The following is an 18,234-nucleotide window of genomic DNA, read 5'->3' as shown; positions in this document are numbered from 1 at the left end:
CGGCGCTGCGGGCCCGCCGGCTCAGGCGGTCGCGGCCCTCTTGGCCTTGAAGGCAGCGATGACCGCCGGGTGGGCCATCCTTGTCAGCAAGGTTTCCCAGTCTCCGACGCCCACCAGACCCTTGACGAACGACGAGCTCGTCTGCGCCAGGCGGTCAGGCGTGATGAGGAATATGGTCTCGATTCTCGGGTCAATCGTTCGATTAAATTGGTTGATACCGAATTCGTAGTGAAAGTCGTTGCTGTTCCGGATGCCGCGGATGATGTGGGTCGCCCCTACCCTGCCGGCAAAGTTCACCAGCAGCTCGCTTTCATACGAAACCACCTCGATGCGGGCGTAGTCGGCCGGCGTGAGCTTTGACGACAGCACAGCCCGGATGAGCTCGAGGCGCTCGGTGAGCGAGAAATAAGTTTTCTTGTCCGGATTCACGCCGATGGCGACATAGAGCTTGTCGGTCAGCCGAAGGGCCTCCCGAATCACCCACAGGTGCCCCTTGGTCAGGGGGTCGAAGGTACCGGCGTAAACAGCGATGCGAGTCATTGGGCGGGAGCCACTGATTTCCAGCGGCAGATGAGAGAGTTGAGGTTTGCGCGCGCAGCTTCTTCAAGATGCGCGAACGTGGGGGTGAAGTAGACCTGGTCCCGCTCCAGGAAGGTCGTCAGCGCTTGAACGCGGCCACGGGCGAACTCCTGGTCGCCGTATCGCGAGAACTCATGTCGGATGGCCTGGTCGAACTGCTCGGCTGCGGCCGGGCCTTTGCCCAGGATGGTTAGGTCGATGTCCAGGAAGAGCTGCGCGTCGGCCAATGCGGCTGGACGCGACTGGAGGTAGCCCGAAGCGGGCTGATGGCCTTTGGTGGCGAGGATGAACTCGGCGGCGAGGGCGACCACGCTCGACCGCTGCTCGTGCTCGTAGAGGAGCGGGCTGCCGCTGCGCCGAAGCACGTCGCTCATGGCCTTCACGCTACGGGCCTCGTTGTCGCCATACCGGTCGTCGACCTCGTACACGTAGTCGTGGAACCAGATGGCGAGCGCGAGCGCCTTGGGATGGGACACATTGGAGCCAACCTGGTCCAGGCGTTCGAACATGGCATGCAGATGCGCCAGGGTGTGATAGCGGCGATGGGGCTGAGAGTAGGCTGCGACCAGCTCCGGCCAGGCATCGGCTACGCCCAGGTCGCAAAGCGCGCGGTCCCGGAGGTCACCGATGCGGATGGCCTCGACGAGGCGCGCCAGTTGTTCGGGTACGTCGTCGCGCCCCGTATCGACGGCCTGGTCGGCCAGGGCAACCTTGGCGGCAGTGCTCAGCTGGGCGGCCCGGATGGCAGCAATCTTGCCGGCTGAGGCCTTATCCCGGGCAGCTACGCGCTTAACCTGGGTCTCCTGGTCACAGTGCACCGTGACGCAGAGGTCGACGTGCCCCAGTGGCCACGCTGCCTCGAAGTAGAGGGGGAACTCGATAAGAAGGTTCGGGTGCGCCTGCAGGGCATCGGTGAGCCGTTCCTGTAGGGCGGGGATGGACCGGGCCTCGAGCTGCCGGCGAAGCTCGGGCTGGGCGAAAACGATGTCGGAGACTTGCTTGCGGTCGGTCGTGCCGAATTCCTTGTCCAGGAACGCAAGAAAGTGGTCGTCCCGGTAGAGCCCGTCAACTTCCTTGTCGAAATCCAGCAGCTTGTATTGGGGCAGCGCCTTGCAAAGCTGCGCGGCAACCGTCGACTTCCCTGAGCCGATGGTGCCGGTGATGATGACGTGCATGTCTTGGAGGGTCCTCTTGTAAGAAGCATTTTAGCACGAAGCGCGCCCACTGCAATTTAGATTTCGATGTAATTGCTGTTTAGAGCCGCAGGCAGCGCGGGCTAAATAGTTCGGCTAGACGCGTGTTTGGAGCACACGTGGCCGAAGGACACATCTACCTCGCGAGAAGCAGCAGCTACCCCGGGATGGTGAAGGCGGGCTTTACGACCCGCGCACCTGAAGAAGCGCACCGGCCATGTCGACCTGGACATCGACTACACGGATGTCACGCGCCACACGGACGAGGCAGCGAACGAATCGCGTTCGGACGATGTGACCTTCGGGGCTTTGGCGGCAAGGCAAACTCGCGAAGTCTTTGAACACCCGATTCACCCGCCAGGTACCGAGGTGGCCACCACCAACATCCTCACTATCGATGGTTCTCGAGTGGAAACTCGCTCTTCCGTCTACGAACTCCTCTGATTCGAATCCGCACCCGCCGCAGCTTTCGCTCGGCGGGTTTTTCGTGTGAGGTTCTGAGGTACCTGGGCATGACCGGCTTGGCGGTGTTTAGAGGCCGGGGGCCGGAGGCGGCCCTGTGCGCCCGGGTCCTATACCGGAAAGAACCATTTCTTTCCACAGAGGACATCTGCCATGAGCACCATCACCATCAACGCTTCCCAGCGACTCTTCGTGTTGCCAAGCGGCCGCGGCTTCAGTTGCCTCGGGTTCGACGTCACGTTCAAGCGCTTGCGCCAGTTCGCCAGCCTGCTTGGCCTGGCCTCCCCGAACGAGGCCGACATCGGCACCCTCGCACAGTACCAGCTGTACGAGGCCGCTCAAAGCGCCTACATTGCCACCAAGCCAACCACAACCCTGTTCGACCCGGACACCCCGGTGAAGGTCCAGGCGGTGCTGGAGGCGTACCGGCAGCATGGCGGCCGCCTGCGGCTGTTCATGGGCGACGCGTTGACAGGACGAGACTGGCTCGAGGAGCACGACGTTATCGGAACGGTCGGCCGGTCCATGGGCCCCATCCGGGCGCCACTGCTGATTAGCCGGCGGAATTCCCACGGCGGAGGCGCCATCCTGACGGCATGCATCGTCCGCATCATCGACGTTGCAAGCAAGCAGGAGCTGTACCGGCACCCAGCCTATCGGGTTCCGAACTTGGTGCGCCACGCCTCGAAGGAGCCTGGCTACGCCGCATCGGTCAGCGTCGACGGTGAGCTGCAAGCCAGCTTCAAGTCCGACGCCAAGGCCGACAAGTGGATTGCCTTCATGCAAGGCCATCGCATGACGCCCAACTGAGGACGAGCGCCTTGTCTCACCGAGTACTGACGTCGCAACAGACCGAGCGGCTTCGCCAGCTCGACTTCGTCATCGAATGCACCGCGGGTGACCCCGAGGAGTTCGAACGCGCCGTTGCCAGCAAAACCGCCTACCTCGAGTCGCAAGGACTCGACCGGACGGACTTTATCAATTGCGGCCGTCAAGGCTAAAGGAATCAACGATGCCCCAAGGAAATCACCTTTTTTACATCCGCGACAACAACCCCGACGGCGAGAACCTGGACCTGCTGGTCGTCGCCCCGGACAAGGCGCAGGCCGTGGCGTTCTGGACGCAGCACTTCGAGCTGCCCGAGGGTTCTGCCCCCGAGTGGGTCGGTGCCGTACCGGGCGTCGCGCCCACAACCGCCGAGCCGGGCGCCATCGACTGGGAAGCCATCCGGATGGACTGACGGTCTGCCGTCATAGCCTCGGGCCTTCATTCCTCCAGCCCCTTCTGTGCGCGCACCGAAGGGGTTTTCTATAGCCGGGACGCATCGCCTATACGAAATAGGACAAACCCACCTTGCAAGGACAATGAGCTCTCGAATCTTCAATCCCGCGGCCGTTTTCGGTCACAGTTTCGCCCTCGTCAAGGTCGGAGGCACCACCGTCAATGGTAAGGATGCGCATCTGTACGCAACCACGGCCCAAAAAATCTCTGGAGTGCTGAGTGGCTCGTTCACTTGCCGTGATGACGACCTGCTGAATGCAGTCAAGGCGCTCCCCTGCGCAAACCTGATGGTGCAAGCCACCGTCGGCGACTACCTCTACTTCGAGAAGATGCCGTATGCACAACTTCTTGACGTCCTGGTCGCGATGGCTGCCTTCGGCGTTGTCGGCAAGGACTTGCTCGCAGAACAGGTTCAGGTTCACGCTCAAGGCGGCCACCCTGGGTACCAGCAGGCGACCACCGAATTCGAGGGCCGCGCTTTGACTTTCCTCGACGGCTTGCGCTCGGGCAGGCTCATCCCGTGCCTCGGCGCGAGCCTCACCAAGCCAGCCAAGGTGGTCAACGGCCCGACGCGCGGCGTGCTTCTTACTGGTGACAAGCGCCAGCTGCACGTCTACCCGGACCCCTTCGACGCCCGCTACGCGACCATCATGCAGCTGGGCACAGCCTGGCAATACAGCGAGCTCGCGGGCGTGCGCAATGCCGCCTTCGAGTATTTCGAGCCCCTGGGCCTGCGCCCGTGGCTGAGGTCTCCGACCTGATTTCCTGAAACCCGCCTGCAGCGCACGCTGTCGGCGGGTTCCTTTTAGGTGATGCGGGCGGATAAACGTGGTTGCTTCACAGAGGCATGTCTGGGGTCCGCCCGGCAAAAACCACCCGTCAACCTCACAGGAAATGCCATGGCAATCGTCAAGAAGCTCAAGTTCACCAAGCCGCAACTGAAGAAGTTCGCGCGGCTGTTCCGCAACGCCCGCATCCGCGCGCGAGTGACCCAACTGCAGGTCGCACAGGCCGCATTCGATTACAAAATTTCACATTGTAAAATCAGCCGCGTGGAGCGTGCAGCGATGCCCAACGTGGATGCGCATTGCCTCGAACGCATGGCCAATGTGCTGAGTGTGCCGCGCGCCGAGCTGATTGCCATCGACCCGCAGTTCCGCAAGCGCGCCAACGTGGTACGCGCCGCGACGCGCCAGGGTTTCTGGGATGTGCCGGCGAAGCTACTCCACCCGGTATGACCGTCACGCCGCCTGATGGCGGCCATCGGCCGAAAGGGCAGAATCAATTTCGCCCGAATCGCCGCTCCGTACCTTTCGGAGCGGCGATTTGTTTTACAAAGCCGTGAGCCATCGCTGCGCTATTGGCTAGCACCCAGCTTGGTGCCATCGGCAAAAACTACCTGCTCCGGTACGAAGCGGGTCGTGAATTTCCCCTCCTCCAGGTTCCAGACCGCCTTGTGTTCATCGAGGAACTGGTTGTAGTCGCGGCTGCCCTCCCATACGAGCGCCTGGCTGGGCGCAATGTTCTCGGCCACAGCGAAGGCGACGGAGCCAACACGCTTGCCGAAGATGTCAACAAACTCGAGCACGCCCTTCACGCCTCTGATTGGCTTGTCGCCGCCATTGCGAATGCCAATCTTGAAGACTTGCTCCTGGCTGTATCGGCGCTGCTCGTAGTTTGGTGCGAGCTCTTTCTTTTCGAGAAGCGTCACCGTGACAATCCTGTTGAGCGCAGCCGCAGCCTCTTCCTGTTCCTTGCGCAGCTTCTCCTTGAGCGCCTGCTCCTCAGCCGCCTTTACCGCCTGCTGAGCCGCAAAAGCCTTTTGCTGGTCGATGGCCTGGCCGACCGTGGTGCCGAGGGGCATCGTCTTGCCGCCGAATGCCTCGCCCATCTTGGCGCGCACCAGATAGGCCGCTAGGGCCGCGCGGTCATCGTCTGAAAGCTTCTGAATCTTTGGCAGCAGGTCCTTCTCCCAGGTCGCGGAATCCGCTGGGATGATGGCGTCCTTCGGCTGTGAACAGGCGGCAAGGAATGCCACCAGGGCGAGCGGAAGCAGGAAACGTGTTCTCAGGTGCATGGGACGCCGCCAGGGGGATTAGGGTCTTTGAGCTTAGGGGCGGGGCCTCGCTTTTGTCTGTGGCCAATTTCTCGGTTGCTCGCAATTCGTGCACTCACGGCTTCAAGAGATTCTTCAACGCCTCGAGCGTGCGCCCGCTGTCGGGAGCCATTGCCAGGGTTGAAAGCGCTTGCGCGATTGCCGGGCGGTCCCCATCGTTCACCTCGTGCAGCGCGACGGCCAGGCTCTCCACCAAGCCGGGCACGTCAAGGCCAGCAGGTCGCAATGCGGCGGCGGCATCGCCCGAAGATTGAGGGCCCTGTAGGGCAGGCGTGGCACCGACCGGGTCGCCCTCCAGCGCCAATCCCTCGGAAAGCTCTTTCAGGGCCTTCTCGATGGCCGGATGAAGGTGGCCAGGAAGTTCCGAGCGCCAAGCAAATCCCTCGGGCCAGGACTCGACCCAGTCGCGGAACCGCCTAGGGCCCTTCCGGTCAGGATGGGTTGGAGCGAACAGCTTGGCGCAGGGATGGTCGATGAGCTCGGGCCATATCAGGTGCCAATCGCTTTGCCGCAAGTCCCAGCGCATGACCGCACTCTCCGGCCAGTGCGGTTGAGTAGGGGCGTTATCCACCCAATAATGGACCTGGCGGCCTGGCCTCGCAGGGTCGTCGCGCCAGCGGCACTCGTACCGCTTCGCATGAGGGATTTCAGGGTGCTCCTCTACGGAGGGTCGGGCATTGGCGAGGGTCATGCCTCATCATGCCATCGCGGCTATGCGTCCCGACTTCCGGGGAAAGCCCTCGGCGACCTTGCCCGTGCCGCAATGCGGTAACTTACCGACATGTGCAACCGCTACACGCCGGCCACAGGCCGCCACCCTGCTTTTGCGACCATGCTTGCCGTCTCCTCCGACCTGCTCGAGCCGGTCCGCGTGACCATCGGACCGCGAGGGCAAGGTCGATTCCTGCGCCCAGGCCCAGGTTCGGATGCTGTCGTCGAAGTGGAGGGGCAGTGGGGAATGATTCGCCCCGGCTCCGCTACCCGCTTCGAACTGGCAGAGGACGGTCGCCCCAAAATGACCAACAACGCCCGCAGCGAGACCATGGCGCGGCTCCCAACCTTCCGAGATGCATGGAAAAACGGGCAGCGCTGCCTCATCCCTGTTTGGGGGTACGACGAGCCAAACTGGGAGTCGGGGCAGAACCAGTGGTGGCAGGTCAGCAACCCCAAGGAGACCGAGCCCCTGGCGCTTGCCGGCCTGTGGTCAGAGTGGACGGACCCCGAGTCGGGAGAACTTGTTCCCAACTTCACGATGCCAACCGTCAACGTCGACGGGCACCCCCTGCTGGCACGCTTCCACCGACCTGACCCTAGGCGTCCCCTGGACAAGCAGGACAAGCGCGCGGTGGTCGCCCTGCCGAAGAGCGCGTGGAAGACCTGGCTGTTTGGCACCAACGAGGAGGCCTTGGCTGTGCTGCAGGTGCAGCCGGCCGAAGCCCTGGCAGCGAGGGCGCTCCCGGCGCCGCCTCGGAAAACAACTTCTAGACAGAAGCAAGACACGCCGCCGGCCGATACGGGGTCGCTGTTCTGAGGTACCCGGAGGATTGACTAGGCGCTGCGTGGCCGGATTGGGCGGGACCCTTCGACGGCTCCGAGGTTGAGCTCGAGTTGCGGCGACCGCGTAGGAGGTGTCATTGAAATCCGACTCGAGCGTCTCCTACCGAGCAAAGCAGCTCGTTGCGGCTCGACCTTGAGCTCGAACTTGCCGGGGGCCTCCTCGACGAACAGCAGCTCATCCCCCTGGCGCAGATGGAGAGCGTCGCGAATCGCGGTCGGAATGGTCACGCGGCCGCGAGTCTGAACTGTAACTGTGTGCTGCATTGGGCCTCCCCAGTCGCCGGAACAGATTGCCGTCACTGCACAGATGGGGTCAAACCTTTGTTTATCCACGATTCGGCCTTGCCTGACGGGGTGGGGGTTACACCTTCAGATGCCGCGCCACCTGCCCACGTTCAGTGCTAGGACCGGCTGTTGGCGCGCTGAGGGCCGCTGTCGGCGATTGCGCGCTGCGCACGGGGAATTGGCACAGCAACTTTCCCGCAGCTGGGGCCTGTGTTGAGCGAGAAGGCTTCTTCATGCCTGGTTAGGGGTGCGAGACAGCCACGATTGCTGCCAGGGGCAAAGAAAAGAGCCCGCAGATGCGGGCTCTCGAAATCAGACGTCCAATCGAGCGACGATGGAGGAGACGACGCCGGCAAGGTCCATAACGTCGGACGAAGCGCGGCCGCGCAGCTCTTCAATATCCCGGGTCCAGACCTCGGAGCTGTAGTTGAGCGGAACCTGAGTGGCCACGGTGTCTCCAAGCCGCGCGTCGACAACATTCAACAGCATTCCATGCCCGAACTTCAGACACCGACTCGGTGCTATGTTAGCGAGGTCCTCGGTCGGCTGTTCGTCGTCCTCGGCCTGGCGGAGCTCCAAGGTGACCTGGATGCGGTCCTCGACCGGACCAGGTCGCATGGGATTTTCGAGCACGGTGATTCCAACGCTGAAGTCATCAGAGTTGGTATCGGGTTGCGGCACCGAAATGCTGTATGAACTGTCACCTAGTGCGCGCTCGAGCATATCTCGGAGCTCCATCAAGGTGCTGCGGCACTGGGCCTCGACTTGCGCCCAGGCCCTCGTGTAGTCGCGAACGCGGGGAGTCTGGCGGCCGGCCGCCTTGCTGGTCGGCGCATTTTCTGTGCCCTTGAGACTGGCTGACATCGTCTGCCAGTCCTTGTGGCCCTCGACGATAGCGACCATGTCGAGCAGCTTGCGGTTGTCGAGCGTGACGCCTTCGTTCGTCAGAAACGAGGCGAGCTTGCGCGCCGCGTCCTTCGGTTGCGGTTTTCTAACCATGAGTTGTCCTTTTGTCTGCGCAAAGGCGCGCAGGATGTGGTGGGGTTGCTCTCGTTACCGACCGGCGCCTTCGCGAAAAGCAAAAGTGGGTCTGGACTGATGTCCTGCTAGCCGAGCTTGAGCCGTGCCCGTGAGGGTGAGAGCGGCAAGAGGGTCGGGGCCTCTAATTCAGTCTAGCACCGCGCCCTTGGCGCGCCCGCCTGGGCTGGCGCCCGGCGGGAACTCGCGCTAGTTCCGCGGCACGCGCTGGACGCAGAGTGCCAAGCGCTCGTCCCCGCCCCATGCTTGGTAGGCAGCCTTGGCCTTCTCGACCGTGGCGGCCTCGTTCTTGTGGTCATAGGCCACAGACGCGTCCTTGAAGTACACCCACAGCACGTCCCGGGTGTCGACCTGGCCGGCGTAACGTTCGCTGCGCTTGATGTCGTCCTTCAGGGGGAGTCCTGCTGCGAGCCGCGCCAGCGCGACGCTGGCCTCGCCGATTCGTGGGCCGGCGTCCCCGACGACAAAGGGCACGGCAATGCGCCGGTTCACGTTGTAGGCCACACCGAAGCTGCCCATCTTCACGCCCTCGGCGATAACGGTCTTTGGCACGACACCTGCAGGAACGCGCAGCGGGTTCACATATCGAGACTGTTCGGTCTTGTCCGCGATGGTTTCGTCCGCAAGCGCCGTCGGCGACACGTAGAAGCCTGAGCCGTCTTTCTGCTTGACCGGCACGACCGCGGACACGGCGTTCTTGCCGACCTTGACTGAGCCGGTTCCGAGGATGCCGAACCAGTTGATGGCACCGACAGACGGGGACTTCCAGCCGGCAGCGCCGATGCGCTCGAAGTCCTGCATGAACCGCCCGGTGCAGGTTTGATTGTCCTCAGAGGCGTTGTACGACGTGCCGTCTGGGAGGTAGGGCCGCCCGGCATTGCAGAGGTGAATAAGCGCACCCGCAGCGGCGTTCTTTGGATGGTAGGCCCTCGCGTACCCGTCGATGTTGATGTTCATTTTGGCAAAGGCTGCGATGCCGCCATCCGTCAGCACCCAGGAGCGCGGGACGTTGCCCAGGTCTGTTCGCTGCGACCCCTCGCAATCGGCGCCGAAAGCGGGCGATAGCCCCAAGGTGAGCGCTAGCGCCACCGCGCCGGCCGAGTTCATGAAAACGTCGTTCTCTGCCGTCATCTCCGCCTCCAGCCCTGTTAGAGGAGCGCATGCTACGACGACGGCGGCTGAAGTGGAATCCCAGGACGGCTGGCCCGGCAAACTTGGGCGGGCGTCACCGCGGCCGCCGGCGTCAGAACTTGGTCTTCTGTGCCGTCGCGACCTCGCAGCTGCCGGTGGCCAGAACGTTCCCCGGCTCCGTGCCGTGCATCGCCCGCAGCTCGAACTTGCCCGTCTTCCGGTTCACCACCACCCGGTAGGTAGAGGTCTGGGCACGAACGTCCTCCTCAGTCACCTGCGAGTTTCCTATCCAACGGTCATTCATCTGCACAACCCCCTCACGCTGTGAGAATCGCACGCCAACAGGGTAGTCTTCCCCGCTGCGCCGCTTGCCCTCGCAGTCAAGCTCGGTTAGTGCTGGGACGTCCGCGGTCCGCATCAAGCGCTTCGCAACCTGCTCTTCCTTCGCGGGCTCGCGGGCTACCTCGCAGCCGAAGGAGGCTTGAGCCTGATATGAGCTCGGGACCTTTCTGCCACCGAGACCTTTCGCAGCGAGGTCTGCCTGCGCTGCGCGCTCGTGGTCGGCAATCGATTCGTATGTCAGCTGCTGCGGCTTGAATTCCGTCTCCGACCCCTCGACCTGCATCCAGTCCCACTTGGGAGGTGCGTTGACGTCCGGTTCCTTGTTCATGCCTACAGCAACCAGGCTCATGCGCCGAGGCTGGTTGCAGTCAAAAAAGGTTGTGTAGCTCTGCGTATTCAGGCCGCTTGCACCCCTGCCGGTGTCTTGTGATATCGATTGAACACCGACGTAGCGCCCCCCTTGGAGACCACCCTCAAGCACACGCGCGAAGACTATTCGTCCCTCAAGCTGCATGAGTGGTCGGAACTGGCCGCCGCCACTCGACTGGGCCGACGCGCTGCCCGCCAGGGCAGCGAACCAGAGAGCAGTTGCCCGATATATTGTCCGCATTCCTCGATACTCCTTAAACGGTTTCCTTACGCCATTTTAGCAGGCAGGCTCGGCTCGCTCGCCATCGCTGCGCGCATTCCTGTCGGACCCCGACCTAAAACGAATAAGCAATTTTAGGCGCACTATGCTATACTCTATCTCGTCCATCGAGAACAACAGCATGACCGCCATCCCCCTTCCCCGTCGCGAAGCTCTCGCAGATGACACACAAATCGAGTTCGTCGATGCCTACGTGGCGTTCGACGACGCCGAGGGCACGATGGAGCTCACCCCGGAGGGACGTGCCTACTACGGGCGCTGGTTCAAGCGCTTCGGGCTTCGCCTTGACGACAGCGACGCCGAGGGCTTCGTGAAGACCGTCATGTTCATCAATCGCGAAAGCGGGCTCCTGCGCGCAGACCGCTTGCTGGCGCTTATCGCGAGCGGCGACCTCTCCCCCGAGGAGAAGGCCGTTTGGAGCCACTACATCGAGGGAGACTTCGAGTCGTTCGCGACGGGCCTGGCGAAGATTGCCAACAAAATAGAGGCCGTTCCGAGCAACGTTGTCGAGTTGTTCAGCGCCCGCCGCGTCGCCTCCCAACCCTAGAACAGTTGATGAACCAGCCGCCTGCTGACATGACGCCGGCCGAAATGGCACGCGCCACCCGGCACGCCAGGCAACGCGTGGACGACTTGCTTCGAGCGGCGCGGGACATCGAGCTCGATGCGCGGGAAGCCGAGCGACTTGCGCGGCAGGAGTGCCGGGCGTGCTTCTACCGAACTCGGCTTGCGGGGGCCGCCATGACGGTCCAAGCGTGCATGTGTTGCCAGATGGACCAGGTGTACGGCAGCCGCGCCACTTCGGTGCTCTGCATCCCCTGCGCCAAGGAAGGCGGCCTGTGCCGGCGTTGCGGGGGCGACGTCGCGATGGACACAGGGCGCGCCGATTGGCCCAGCCCGCGTACGGAGAAGGCTTCGGATGAGTCGGCCCAATAGGCTATCGGAGCGGAACACGAAAAAAGGCCCACCGCTTAGGGTGGGCCTTGGAATCAGTGAACTGATTTTGGGTTCCGGGAGGAGAGCTCTGCGAGGTACGACCGCGCAATGACATCCCCTTGGAGAGACTTGAGACGCAGAGCGCCGCAAGCTTCCACCGCCAGCTGTCGAGCCTTGCTTCGCAGCTTGCTCCTCAGAAGCGCCATGGCAGCGGTGTGCATGGTGACAAGGGACTGGGAAGGTGTCCCCCGGCCGTACACAACGTCCTCCAGCGCACGACTGTTGAGCGTCGGCAGGTAGATGTTGAGGCGCGCGAGCGCGCTTTGTGCGTGGTCTATATTCAAAGAAACTCTCCTAAACGTTTAAGAAAGCCCTCATGCCAGATGTGAATCTGGCACTGCGGGTCAGTGCCAGATAGCTAGTCCGACAAACCGTCTAGCAACCACTTGCTAGCGCCTTGAAGGACACACAGGAAAATGAGCGATGACCATCGAGTACGTCTTTTTTGGTGAGCTCGAAGTCTCCGCGAAGGAGCTCACCAAGCCTGCGCCGGAAGCGCCGGCATCGGAGCACGCTGACTACCAGCGCGCGCTGGGGCTGTATGCGCTTCAGAGTGAACAGCGCAACCCGCAATGCGGCCGCTGTTCGAGTCGCGTCGTCCTTGCAAAGCGGGCGAACGGCGCGCCGTACTTCATGCACAACGGCCATGACGACAAACATCGCGGAACCAGTCAGGAGGAAGCGTGTGTCTGGTACACGGGGGGAGCGGCACGCGCAAAAGCAGAGCTGCCCCGGTGGAGTGCGGCGAACAGGGTGGATTCGTCCTTGCTCCCAGGCCCGAGCCACGGCATTGAGCGAACCCGCAACTGGCTCCGCGCGGGGCTTCGCGCATTGGCCAAATCTGTTGCCAATTCGGAGGCCGACTTCGAGGCGCAGCAGGGCCGGGCGCGGCGGGGCGGCTTCAAGGGCCTGATGGGCATCCCCAAATCGGCTCTGGCCTCGGCCAGCGTAGCCCCTTACGGTCTTCCCGGCCTTCCAGTCACCGGCGCGCCGCGAGGGCTGCTTGCGGGGTTCCTGGGGCTGCCCGGTCGCACCGGCGCTCTGCCCGGCAGTGTGATGGCCGCGCTCGAGAAATGGACCCCGACCGCTGAGGGCGTTCTCCAGCAGCGGCGCTTGGTCACCCTGAAGGAGACCCTCTTGAACCCGCTCCTGCGAGAGGAGCTGGCTCTCTTTTTTCAGCTGTGCTGCGAGATGGCCTGCCGTGCGAAGGCAAGGGACCAGAAAATTGGTGCTCGGGCGCTCTCCTTGCGGGCGAAGCGTGAGCTCGAGCTCGCCCGTGGGCTGTCCAAACCTCCGGAGCTCGCTTTGGTCACCGCAACCTTTGGGACCAGCGAAGAGGCGCGCTCAGTCTTCGAGATGGCCAGGAACGTGCACCGCGACGACCGGCCGGCCTACGACGCTCTGGTGGCACCCGCTATCAGTGCCCTCTCCGTACTGCTGGAGACCTTCCCTTTCCTGGAGGCTCAGAAGGAGCGCATGGTGGAAACAATGGGGTCCGAGGCGGCGGACAAGGCGCGCTTCATCTACCTCGTCGTGCGCCCTGAGGCTCCCAACGTCGCCAAGGTCGGGATGACCAAGGACCTGGTGGGCCTCGTCGAGCAGCTGTCCGGCAGGCAAGGTGCGCGGCGCGTGCAGCTCGTCGAGGCGGCGCTCTGCTACGACTGGACCCGTACGGAGACCGCGGTACGGAAAGCGCTTGAGCACAAGACAGGCGGCGTCATCTCCGTGGACCCCGAGCAGCCTGAAGCGCGCGAGTGGATTGAGTGGGAGAACCGCCCTCCTCTCCCCGTCCTCGCCAAGACATTCGCTGCCGTGGCAACCCGGGTGGCCGCGGAAATCGCCGTGAGCCAGAGGGCGCTGCCGGCGCACTGATGCACGTGAAGCTGAGGTCGTCGAGAGGTCCATCCTGAGCCGCCGTGGGACGGGGTACACACTCAGAATGCTTCCGGACCTCGTCCATCCCTTGAGGGGCGTACGGGCGGCCTGCCCAGGCACTTCCTTTCTAGCGCGAGGCGGCTGCCAGGCCGACCGTACGCCCAAGAAAGGAAACGCCCGCAGGCGCAACCCTTCCCGGACTTCTGCGAGCGGCGCAAATGCCAAGCGCGAGCACCGCGACCGGACGAAAAAGCACCCCGCCAGCCGAAGCTAGTGGGGTGCGTTCAATCAGGTCGCGCGGTCAGCTGTGACAGCTATCAGCCGAACATCTTCGACATGCGGTCTGCAAAGACCACACGCGCAGCGACGACCTTGCCGAGTTGCGGCTCAGTGACGACCGACAGGGGGTAAGTGCCGTCGCCGTCGAACGTGCGCGTGACAAATCCGATGGCGCCAGGAACCTGGCCCATGGGGTAAGGGTTCTTGTGCTCCCAAGAATCCGCCAGGCACTCCGTCGCGTCGGTACAGCGGCTGTAAAAGGTGCCGTCCTCGTACGCGAACTCTTCGGGTGCCGTAGGGTAGTGGGCTCCGTCAAAGAATCCGACCTGTCCGCTGTCGACGCCGATGGCTGCGCACTGATGAAAGAGCGCTTTGTCGGCAGCCTGCGCCTCGAAGTCTTCGTGCATCACGGTGATTTCAGCACAGCAGAAGCCGTTGAAGCCGTCTCGAAACACGACGCGCGCCTTCCAGGCTCCATCCACGGCACCAAGGGAGGTGCCGTCAGACGCTTTCTTGTAGCAGGGGTCGCTCACATGCATCCGTGTGTCGGAGAGCATGAAGCCCCCAACATCGCGCACGAATTCGTCTCGGAGGGGAATGGAGCGGGGGCGGTCGTACTCGACGCCTGCGACCTCGAACACCAGCTTGTCCGGCTCGCCTTCCTTTGCCTCGACCTTTGCGAAGTAGTCGAAAGTATGCTGAACGCCACGCAGGAAGTGGCGCCAGCTGGTGAACGGAATCTCGAACGTCGTCGCCTCGGTCTCCGAAATCAGGAGCCAGGGGTCTTCCAGCACCATGACCGGGTAGCCGCCGTTCAAGGCGTTGTGCAATGGCGAGAACTTCGCCACGGGAGGAATCGTCAGGTGTACCTGCGCTTCGTTGAACTCAATCTTGATTTTCACGGGCTATCCTTGTTAAATTTCCTGCATCCTGTAGGTACAGCAAGGTTCCTTGCCCCCAGCGCGCTAAAAGGAAAAGTCCCTGAACTGCGAAGCTCAGGGACCGGGGAAGATGGTTTCAGTAGGCGCGGCGGCGACCGCGCTGTGCGTGCTGCCGGTACCAGGGCTTGTTCTCGGCTTCGGGGGCGTAGAGTTCCAGGCGCGGCACTTCGATGGCTTTGATGGCCTCTGCCAATTGGCGTTGAACCAGAAAGGCGTCGTCGACCACAAGGGTGCGGCAGCGCGTGCGCGGGGCGCCGGCAAGGACGGAGATGTGCGCCCCGTCTACGGAGTTGGCCTCGAGTGCCCGTCGAATCCGCTCGACGTGCGTTGAGTCGTGAAGGTCGCCGACGACCAAAACACGGATTTCACCGCGCTCCTGCGACGCGAGGGCCTGCGTAGCGTGTTCGACGATTTGGGTGTCCAGCCGTGCTGCCTGGTCCTTCAGGGGCAGGAAGCACCGGGAGGCGACGGAGGCGGCCGCGCTGGCATTGTCCAGCTCAACGATGATGGGGGCGTCCCGATTGGTCATGCGATTTCCTAAGGTGTCCAAACCAATGTGTAGCGACGGGCGCCCGGGCGTTCTTCATAATGCGGACCTTTGTTCTGAGCCCCGCCCCCTCTGATGAGCGCCGCCGATTTCCTGCTGTCCCCTGGAGTTCAGAAGCTCCTGACCGTCCTTTACGCCCATCCGGGCCAACAGTTCTCCCCTCTTGAACTCGCCAAGACCTGCAAGCTCGACACCGACGAGCTGGAGGGCACGCTCGGCCACTTGCTTAGCAGCGGCGTGCTGACGAAGTGCAAGCCAGCGGAGGACCAGGCCGAGCAAGTCACGGCCAACGTCTCGTTCGTGTTTTACCAAGAGCTGCGCACCATCGCGCTGAAGTCATTCGCTGCAGCCGAGCCCCTTCGTGCGATGCTGCGCTCGAAGTTCAAAGAGTCGGTTCTTCGTGCTTTCATCCTGGGTGAGGCCGGCGCGGCCGGCACCCTCGAGCTCTTGATTGTTCACGGCAAAGTCGCACCCGACCAGGCCGCGCTGGCCGCGGCCTTGCAGAAAGTCGTGAAGGCCATCTCGCGCCAGTTGCAGGTTCACGTACTGTCGCACGGCGAATTCCGCGGCCTGGGACCGCGGGACGCGCTCACGCGCAAGCTTGCCAGCAAATCCTCGTTCGAAATCGTCGCTCTTGGAGACACCAAGGCCGAAGTGCCGACCGAGCGGGTGAGCCTCCTCCGGAGGGCAACGAAGCGGCTCGCGTCACTCGCCGCGTAGCATCGCCCCGCATGCCGCCAGATTCAAGCCGCGTATCCCTTTCGGTCCCGCTCACAACCCTAGCCTCTACACAATGCGCTCTTCGATAGCTCTTCCACACGCTCTCGTATCCGTCGTGTCCCAGTACGTAGCACAGGAGGAGCCGAGGCTACCTGTCACTTACACGTGGCAGTTTCGAGACGACACGCTGTTGAAGCACCTGGGTCTTCGGGTCGCCGGAAGCAACGCGTATACGCGGAATCTTGACCTGAAAAGCCAGCTGACCCGTGAATGGAAGGCCAACCCGGGACAGCATGACGCCATCGGCGACTACTACGTGCGGGTGTGGGGCGGCATCAAGCGAAACCTTCCAGGCACCGTTCCCGCGTACGTCCAGACCATCGCAAAAGGGAAGGTGCCGGACTTCAAGGGCATCGCATCGTGGTCCAAGGTTGCAGCCGCCGCCGACCCCGAAGCGGCCGCCATATTCGACGCGCGGGTGGCGGTCTCGCTGAACGCTCTCCAGGTGCTCGCCGGCCCGGCAAGAGGTTTGGCGTTCCCGGTTCTTGCCAGCCAAAACGGCGTCATCAAGCGGACCGGCCCTCAGCTCAAGGAGCACGGGTTGGCAGGCGGGTGGAGCCCGCTTGCGGAAAGCCAAGTGTTCCCGACCTATCTTGCCCTGCTGCAACATGCGGCTGCGGGGCTTAAGGGGCCGCTTGCTCTCGCGCGGGCCGAGATGGTGCTGTTTGCGATGGCTGAGGACCTCGCCACACGGGCGGAAGCGCAGCTTGGCCCTTGAAGGGTCGTGCGGGGGCGAAGCTATACGGGGCAGGAAACACCAAAAGGAAACCATGGCTGCAAACATCACCGTCACATTCCCGCCCGAAGCGCGTATCGATGCCATCGGGGCGGCATTCGCGATATCGGCAGGCTCGCCTTTTCACCTCAGCGAAGCTGCGGGCGCGCGCTACCCCCGCGTGCCGAGCCTTCGCGTCAGCGTCCGTCCGGACTGCGTCGGGATGGCACACGTGGAGCTGCGTACTGGCACCGGCGACATCCTCGCGGCGTCGTACCACTTCGAGTTCGGCAAGAAGGGGGAACGCGGCATGCTGCTTCCGTTCGACGCACGTTGGCTTGCGCTGGCGCTGGCGGTTGTCGCTCAGCTCGGTGGGAGCGTCGCCGTGGACACCGCGGCCGGCGTATCCAAGGAAGTTCTGAGCGTCCCGACGCGTTGGCCCGAAGACCCAGAGGACGAAGGATTTGCCCAACTTCAGGAGCTGGTGCTTGCGATACCGCACATCTCAGCTGACGACATCGACCGGGCGGAGCCGCTTCTCCGTCAATAGGCCTCCTCCCGTCACTTCACGAGCCCGTCCTTGCGACGGGCTTTTTCTTGCCTGGGTACCGCCAGCCGAAAGGGTAAAAGGGCGGACGGTACCGAGGGAGAAATGCACAAATCTATAGGCAGGGTCGGCACTTGTACCAGCCAGGCCAACCTCATTAGCAATAAATGCTTACAATGCCTCGGCACAATCAATGAGCCCAATGTCCTCTTCAACATACAGCCAACCTTTAACGAGCTCGGACCAGAGCAAGATTTTCATCTTCGGTCTGCTGCTGGTGCCTAGCTTGTTTTTTGTCGGCATCATCCCGGTTCTCTTCCTCGCCTTCGGAGTCTGGATGCTAAAAAAGAACGCGGACTTCTCTCACATGGAGACTGCGGTTCGAAATTTCCGGGGCTACTGGTTTATCGTGTTCGCCGGCTGCGCGCTGTTCGCGGCGGGAAATGTGCTCAGGGTATGGGAAGGCAATCTGGACAAATGGGACCGCAGCTACGCCGTTGAATCGGCCTTTGCCTGGGGGGTCGCCGCGTCTATAGCGTTCGGCTACTTCACCCTCGTAAAGGTGCTCTTCCTGAATCCGATGCGAGGCCATGAGAGGTGGATTGAGGCCAACGGCATCTTCACTTCGAAGTCGAAGGCCGCCGTGCCAGCTGCCAAGCAGGCCGACGTGAATATCGTTCATGGGGGAGGGCTGTCGCCGTCCTACTCTGTCGCCGACGAGCTCATCAAGTGGAGCAAGCTAAAGGACGATGGCCACGTCACCCTCGACCAGTACAACGCCGCCAAAGACAAGCTCCTCGCCAGTCCGAACAGGTAGCCAAGTAACCAAATGGCCTTGGGCCGGGCCTACGGCGAGCTCTGTACCGCCGCGTGGGCCCCTGCGGCGGCGGCACGGCCTCAGCCAACTTCGCTAAAGGCCCT

The 18,234-nt window shown here is 62.8% G+C and carries 21 protein-coding genes; 11 read left to right on the top strand and 10 right to left on the bottom strand.

Going from position 1 to position 18,234, the window contains the following annotated elements:
* Window positions 1-21: 21 nt before the first annotated feature.
* Both coaD and WDLP6_RS29880 read right to left on the bottom strand, forming a co-directional pair.
* A complete protein-coding gene (gene coaD / locus WDLP6_RS29885) occupies window positions 22-540 on the bottom strand; it encodes a pantetheine-phosphate adenylyltransferase (protein ID WP_068674111.1) in 519 nt (172 codons plus the stop codon).
* Complete coding sequence (locus WDLP6_RS29880; RefSeq protein ID WP_068674112.1) at window positions 537-1,754, bottom strand: dephospho-CoA kinase; 1,218 nt, start codon at window positions 1,752-1,754, stop codon at window positions 537-539. Before WDLP6_RS29880 ends, coaD begins: the two co-directional genes overlap by 4 nt.
* 633 nt (window positions 1,755-2,387) lie before the next feature.
* Here WDLP6_RS29880 and WDLP6_RS29875 point away from each other — a divergent pair.
* From WDLP6_RS29875 to WDLP6_RS29860, 4 genes are all read left to right on the top strand, one after another.
* The gene (locus WDLP6_RS29875) at window positions 2,388-3,044 is read left to right on the top strand and encodes a hypothetical protein (RefSeq protein ID WP_068674114.1); all 657 of its coding nucleotides are present in this window, start codon (window positions 2,388-2,390) and stop codon (window positions 3,042-3,044) included.
* A gap of 202 nt (window positions 3,045-3,246) precedes the next feature.
* Entirely contained in the window at window positions 3,247-3,474 is a 228-nt protein-coding gene (locus WDLP6_RS29870) for a hypothetical protein (protein ID WP_068674118.1), read from the top strand.
* A gap of 124 nt (window positions 3,475-3,598) precedes the next feature.
* The gene (locus WDLP6_RS29865; protein WP_068674121.1) at window positions 3,599-4,276 is read left to right on the top strand and encodes a hypothetical protein; all 678 of its coding nucleotides are present in this window, start codon (window positions 3,599-3,601) and stop codon (window positions 4,274-4,276) included.
* Between the two features lie 138 nt (window positions 4,277-4,414).
* Entirely contained in the window at window positions 4,415-4,753 is a 339-nt protein-coding gene (locus tag WDLP6_RS29860; RefSeq protein ID WP_068674123.1) for a helix-turn-helix domain-containing protein, read from the top strand.
* A 119-nt stretch (window positions 4,754-4,872) separates the two neighbouring features.
* On the opposite strand, the gene WDLP6_RS29855 is transcribed toward WDLP6_RS29860, so the two are convergent.
* Together WDLP6_RS29855 and WDLP6_RS29850 are read right to left on the bottom strand one after the other, a co-directional pair.
* The gene (locus tag WDLP6_RS29855; protein WP_068674125.1) at window positions 4,873-5,592 is read right to left on the bottom strand and encodes a hypothetical protein; all 720 of its coding nucleotides are present in this window, start codon (window positions 5,590-5,592) and stop codon (window positions 4,873-4,875) included.
* Window positions 5,593-5,686: 94 nt separating this feature from the next.
* Window positions 5,687-6,157, bottom strand: coding sequence for a hypothetical protein (locus WDLP6_RS29850; protein ID WP_162570914.1), 471 nt, complete (start codon window positions 6,155-6,157; stop codon window positions 5,687-5,689).
* Between the two features lie 255 nt (window positions 6,158-6,412).
* Here WDLP6_RS29850 and WDLP6_RS29845 point away from each other — a divergent pair, with 255 nt between their 5' ends.
* Entirely contained in the window at window positions 6,413-7,162 is a 750-nt protein-coding gene (locus tag WDLP6_RS29845; RefSeq protein ID WP_162577723.1) for an SOS response-associated peptidase family protein, read from the top strand.
* Between the two features lie 17 nt (window positions 7,163-7,179).
* On the opposite strand, the gene WDLP6_RS35560 is transcribed toward WDLP6_RS29845, so the two are convergent.
* The 4 genes from WDLP6_RS35560 to WDLP6_RS29825 form a co-directional block, all read right to left on the bottom strand.
* Window positions 7,180-7,452, bottom strand: a complete 273-nt coding sequence (locus WDLP6_RS35560; RefSeq protein ID WP_443083218.1) for an AbrB/MazE/SpoVT family DNA-binding domain-containing protein — start codon at window positions 7,450-7,452, stop codon at window positions 7,180-7,182.
* 333 nt (window positions 7,453-7,785) lie between these two features.
* Window positions 7,786-8,472: a glyoxalase superfamily protein gene (locus WDLP6_RS29835; RefSeq protein ID WP_162570911.1), complete on the bottom strand. Its 687-nt coding sequence runs from the start codon at window positions 8,470-8,472 to the stop codon at window positions 7,786-7,788.
* Between the two features lie 228 nt (window positions 8,473-8,700).
* On the bottom strand, window positions 8,701-9,642 hold the full coding sequence (locus WDLP6_RS29830) for a glycoside hydrolase family 75 protein (protein ID WP_068674134.1): 942 nt from the start codon (window positions 9,640-9,642) through the stop codon (window positions 8,701-8,703).
* 112 nt (window positions 9,643-9,754) lie between these two features.
* Entirely contained in the window at window positions 9,755-10,333 is a 579-nt protein-coding gene (locus WDLP6_RS29825) for a hypothetical protein (RefSeq protein WP_162570910.1), read from the bottom strand.
* Between the two features lie 421 nt (window positions 10,334-10,754).
* Between WDLP6_RS29825 and WDLP6_RS29820 the strand changes: the two genes are divergently transcribed.
* Both WDLP6_RS29820 and WDLP6_RS29810 read left to right on the top strand, forming a co-directional pair.
* On the top strand, window positions 10,755-11,180 hold the full coding sequence (locus WDLP6_RS29820; RefSeq protein ID WP_162570909.1) for a hypothetical protein: 426 nt from the start codon (window positions 10,755-10,757) through the stop codon (window positions 11,178-11,180).
* Between the two features lie 872 nt (window positions 11,181-12,052).
* On the top strand, window positions 12,053-13,501 hold the full coding sequence (locus tag WDLP6_RS29810) for a hypothetical protein (RefSeq protein WP_162570907.1): 1,449 nt from the start codon (window positions 12,053-12,055) through the stop codon (window positions 13,499-13,501).
* A gap of 320 nt (window positions 13,502-13,821) precedes the next feature.
* Here the strand turns inward: WDLP6_RS29810 and WDLP6_RS29805 are convergent, their stop codons facing one another.
* Window positions 13,822-14,685, bottom strand: coding sequence for a hypothetical protein (locus WDLP6_RS29805; protein WP_162570906.1), 864 nt, complete (start codon window positions 14,683-14,685; stop codon window positions 13,822-13,824).
* A gap of 115 nt (window positions 14,686-14,800) precedes the next feature.
* Window positions 14,801-15,253: a hypothetical protein gene (locus WDLP6_RS29800; protein WP_162570905.1), complete on the bottom strand. Its 453-nt coding sequence runs from the start codon at window positions 15,251-15,253 to the stop codon at window positions 14,801-14,803.
* A 93-nt stretch (window positions 15,254-15,346) separates the two neighbouring features.
* Between WDLP6_RS29800 and WDLP6_RS29795 the strand changes: the two genes are divergently transcribed.
* The 4 genes from WDLP6_RS29795 (at window position 15,347) to WDLP6_RS29780 (ending at window position 18,130) form a co-directional block, all read left to right on the top strand.
* Window positions 15,347-15,991, top strand: a complete 645-nt coding sequence (locus tag WDLP6_RS29795; RefSeq protein WP_162570904.1) for a hypothetical protein — start codon at window positions 15,347-15,349, stop codon at window positions 15,989-15,991.
* A 190-nt stretch (window positions 15,992-16,181) separates the two neighbouring features.
* Entirely contained in the window at window positions 16,182-16,769 is a 588-nt protein-coding gene (locus WDLP6_RS29790; RefSeq protein WP_146039547.1) for a hypothetical protein, read from the top strand.
* A gap of 52 nt (window positions 16,770-16,821) precedes the next feature.
* Complete coding sequence (locus WDLP6_RS29785; RefSeq protein WP_162570903.1) at window positions 16,822-17,316, top strand: hypothetical protein; 495 nt, start codon at window positions 16,822-16,824, stop codon at window positions 17,314-17,316.
* A gap of 199 nt (window positions 17,317-17,515) precedes the next feature.
* On the top strand, window positions 17,516-18,130 hold the full coding sequence (locus tag WDLP6_RS29780; RefSeq protein ID WP_068674155.1) for a hypothetical protein: 615 nt from the start codon (window positions 17,516-17,518) through the stop codon (window positions 18,128-18,130).
* Window positions 18,131-18,234 lie beyond the last annotated feature (104 nt).

The sequence above is a fragment of the Variovorax sp. PBL-E5 genome (assembly GCF_901827185.1).
In the GTDB taxonomy this organism is placed as follows: Bacteria; Pseudomonadota; Gammaproteobacteria; order Burkholderiales; family Burkholderiaceae_C; genus Variovorax.
Note: the sequence above shows the minus strand (reverse complement) of the source record. Positions and strands in the feature narration are given on the sequence as shown.

Excerpts from the sequence above, each read along its gene's own strand:
- coaD (WP_068674111.1), bottom strand. The coding sequence starts at position 540 with ATGACTCGCATCGCTGTTTACGCCGGTACCTTCGACCCCCTGACCAAG.
- WDLP6_RS29880 (WP_068674112.1), bottom strand. The coding sequence starts at position 1,754 with ATGCACGTCATCATCACCGGCACCATCGGCTCAGGGAAGTCGACGGTT.
- WDLP6_RS29875 (WP_068674114.1), top strand. The coding sequence starts at position 2,388 with ATGAGCACCATCACCATCAACGCTTCCCAGCGACTCTTCGTGTTGCCA.
- WDLP6_RS29870 (WP_068674118.1), top strand. The coding sequence starts at position 3,247 with ATGCCCCAAGGAAATCACCTTTTTTACATCCGCGACAACAACCCCGAC.
- WDLP6_RS29865 (WP_068674121.1), top strand. The coding sequence starts at position 3,599 with ATGAGCTCTCGAATCTTCAATCCCGCGGCCGTTTTCGGTCACAGTTTC.
- WDLP6_RS29860 (WP_068674123.1), top strand. The coding sequence starts at position 4,415 with ATGGCAATCGTCAAGAAGCTCAAGTTCACCAAGCCGCAACTGAAGAAG.
- WDLP6_RS29855 (WP_068674125.1), bottom strand. The coding sequence starts at position 5,592 with ATGCACCTGAGAACACGTTTCCTGCTTCCGCTCGCCCTGGTGGCATTC.
- WDLP6_RS29850 (WP_162570914.1), bottom strand. The coding sequence starts at position 6,157 with ATGCGCTGGGACTTGCGGCAAAGCGATTGGCACCTGATATGGCCCGAG.
- WDLP6_RS29845 (WP_162577723.1), top strand. The coding sequence starts at position 6,413 with ATGTGCAACCGCTACACGCCGGCCACAGGCCGCCACCCTGCTTTTGCG.
- WDLP6_RS35560 (WP_443083218.1), bottom strand. The coding sequence starts at position 7,452 with ATGCAGCACACAGTTACAGTTCAGACTCGCGGCCGCGTGACCATTCCG.
- WDLP6_RS29835 (WP_162570911.1), bottom strand. The coding sequence starts at position 8,472 with ATGGTTAGAAAACCGCAACCGAAGGACGCGGCGCGCAAGCTCGCCTCG.
- WDLP6_RS29830 (WP_068674134.1), bottom strand. The coding sequence starts at position 9,642 with ATGACGGCAGAGAACGACGTTTTCATGAACTCGGCCGGCGCGGTGGCG.
- WDLP6_RS29825 (WP_162570910.1), bottom strand. The coding sequence starts at position 10,333 with ATGAGCCTGGTTGCTGTAGGCATGAACAAGGAACCGGACGTCAACGCA.
- WDLP6_RS29820 (WP_162570909.1), top strand. The coding sequence starts at position 10,755 with ATGACCGCCATCCCCCTTCCCCGTCGCGAAGCTCTCGCAGATGACACA.
- WDLP6_RS29810 (WP_162570907.1), top strand. The coding sequence starts at position 12,053 with ATGACCATCGAGTACGTCTTTTTTGGTGAGCTCGAAGTCTCCGCGAAG.
- WDLP6_RS29800 (WP_162570905.1), bottom strand. The coding sequence starts at position 15,253 with ATGACCAATCGGGACGCCCCCATCATCGTTGAGCTGGACAATGCCAGC.
- WDLP6_RS29795 (WP_162570904.1), top strand. The coding sequence starts at position 15,347 with ATGAGCGCCGCCGATTTCCTGCTGTCCCCTGGAGTTCAGAAGCTCCTG.
- WDLP6_RS29785 (WP_162570903.1), top strand. The coding sequence starts at position 16,822 with ATGGCTGCAAACATCACCGTCACATTCCCGCCCGAAGCGCGTATCGAT.
- WDLP6_RS29780 (WP_068674155.1), top strand. The coding sequence starts at position 17,516 with ATGTCCTCTTCAACATACAGCCAACCTTTAACGAGCTCGGACCAGAGC.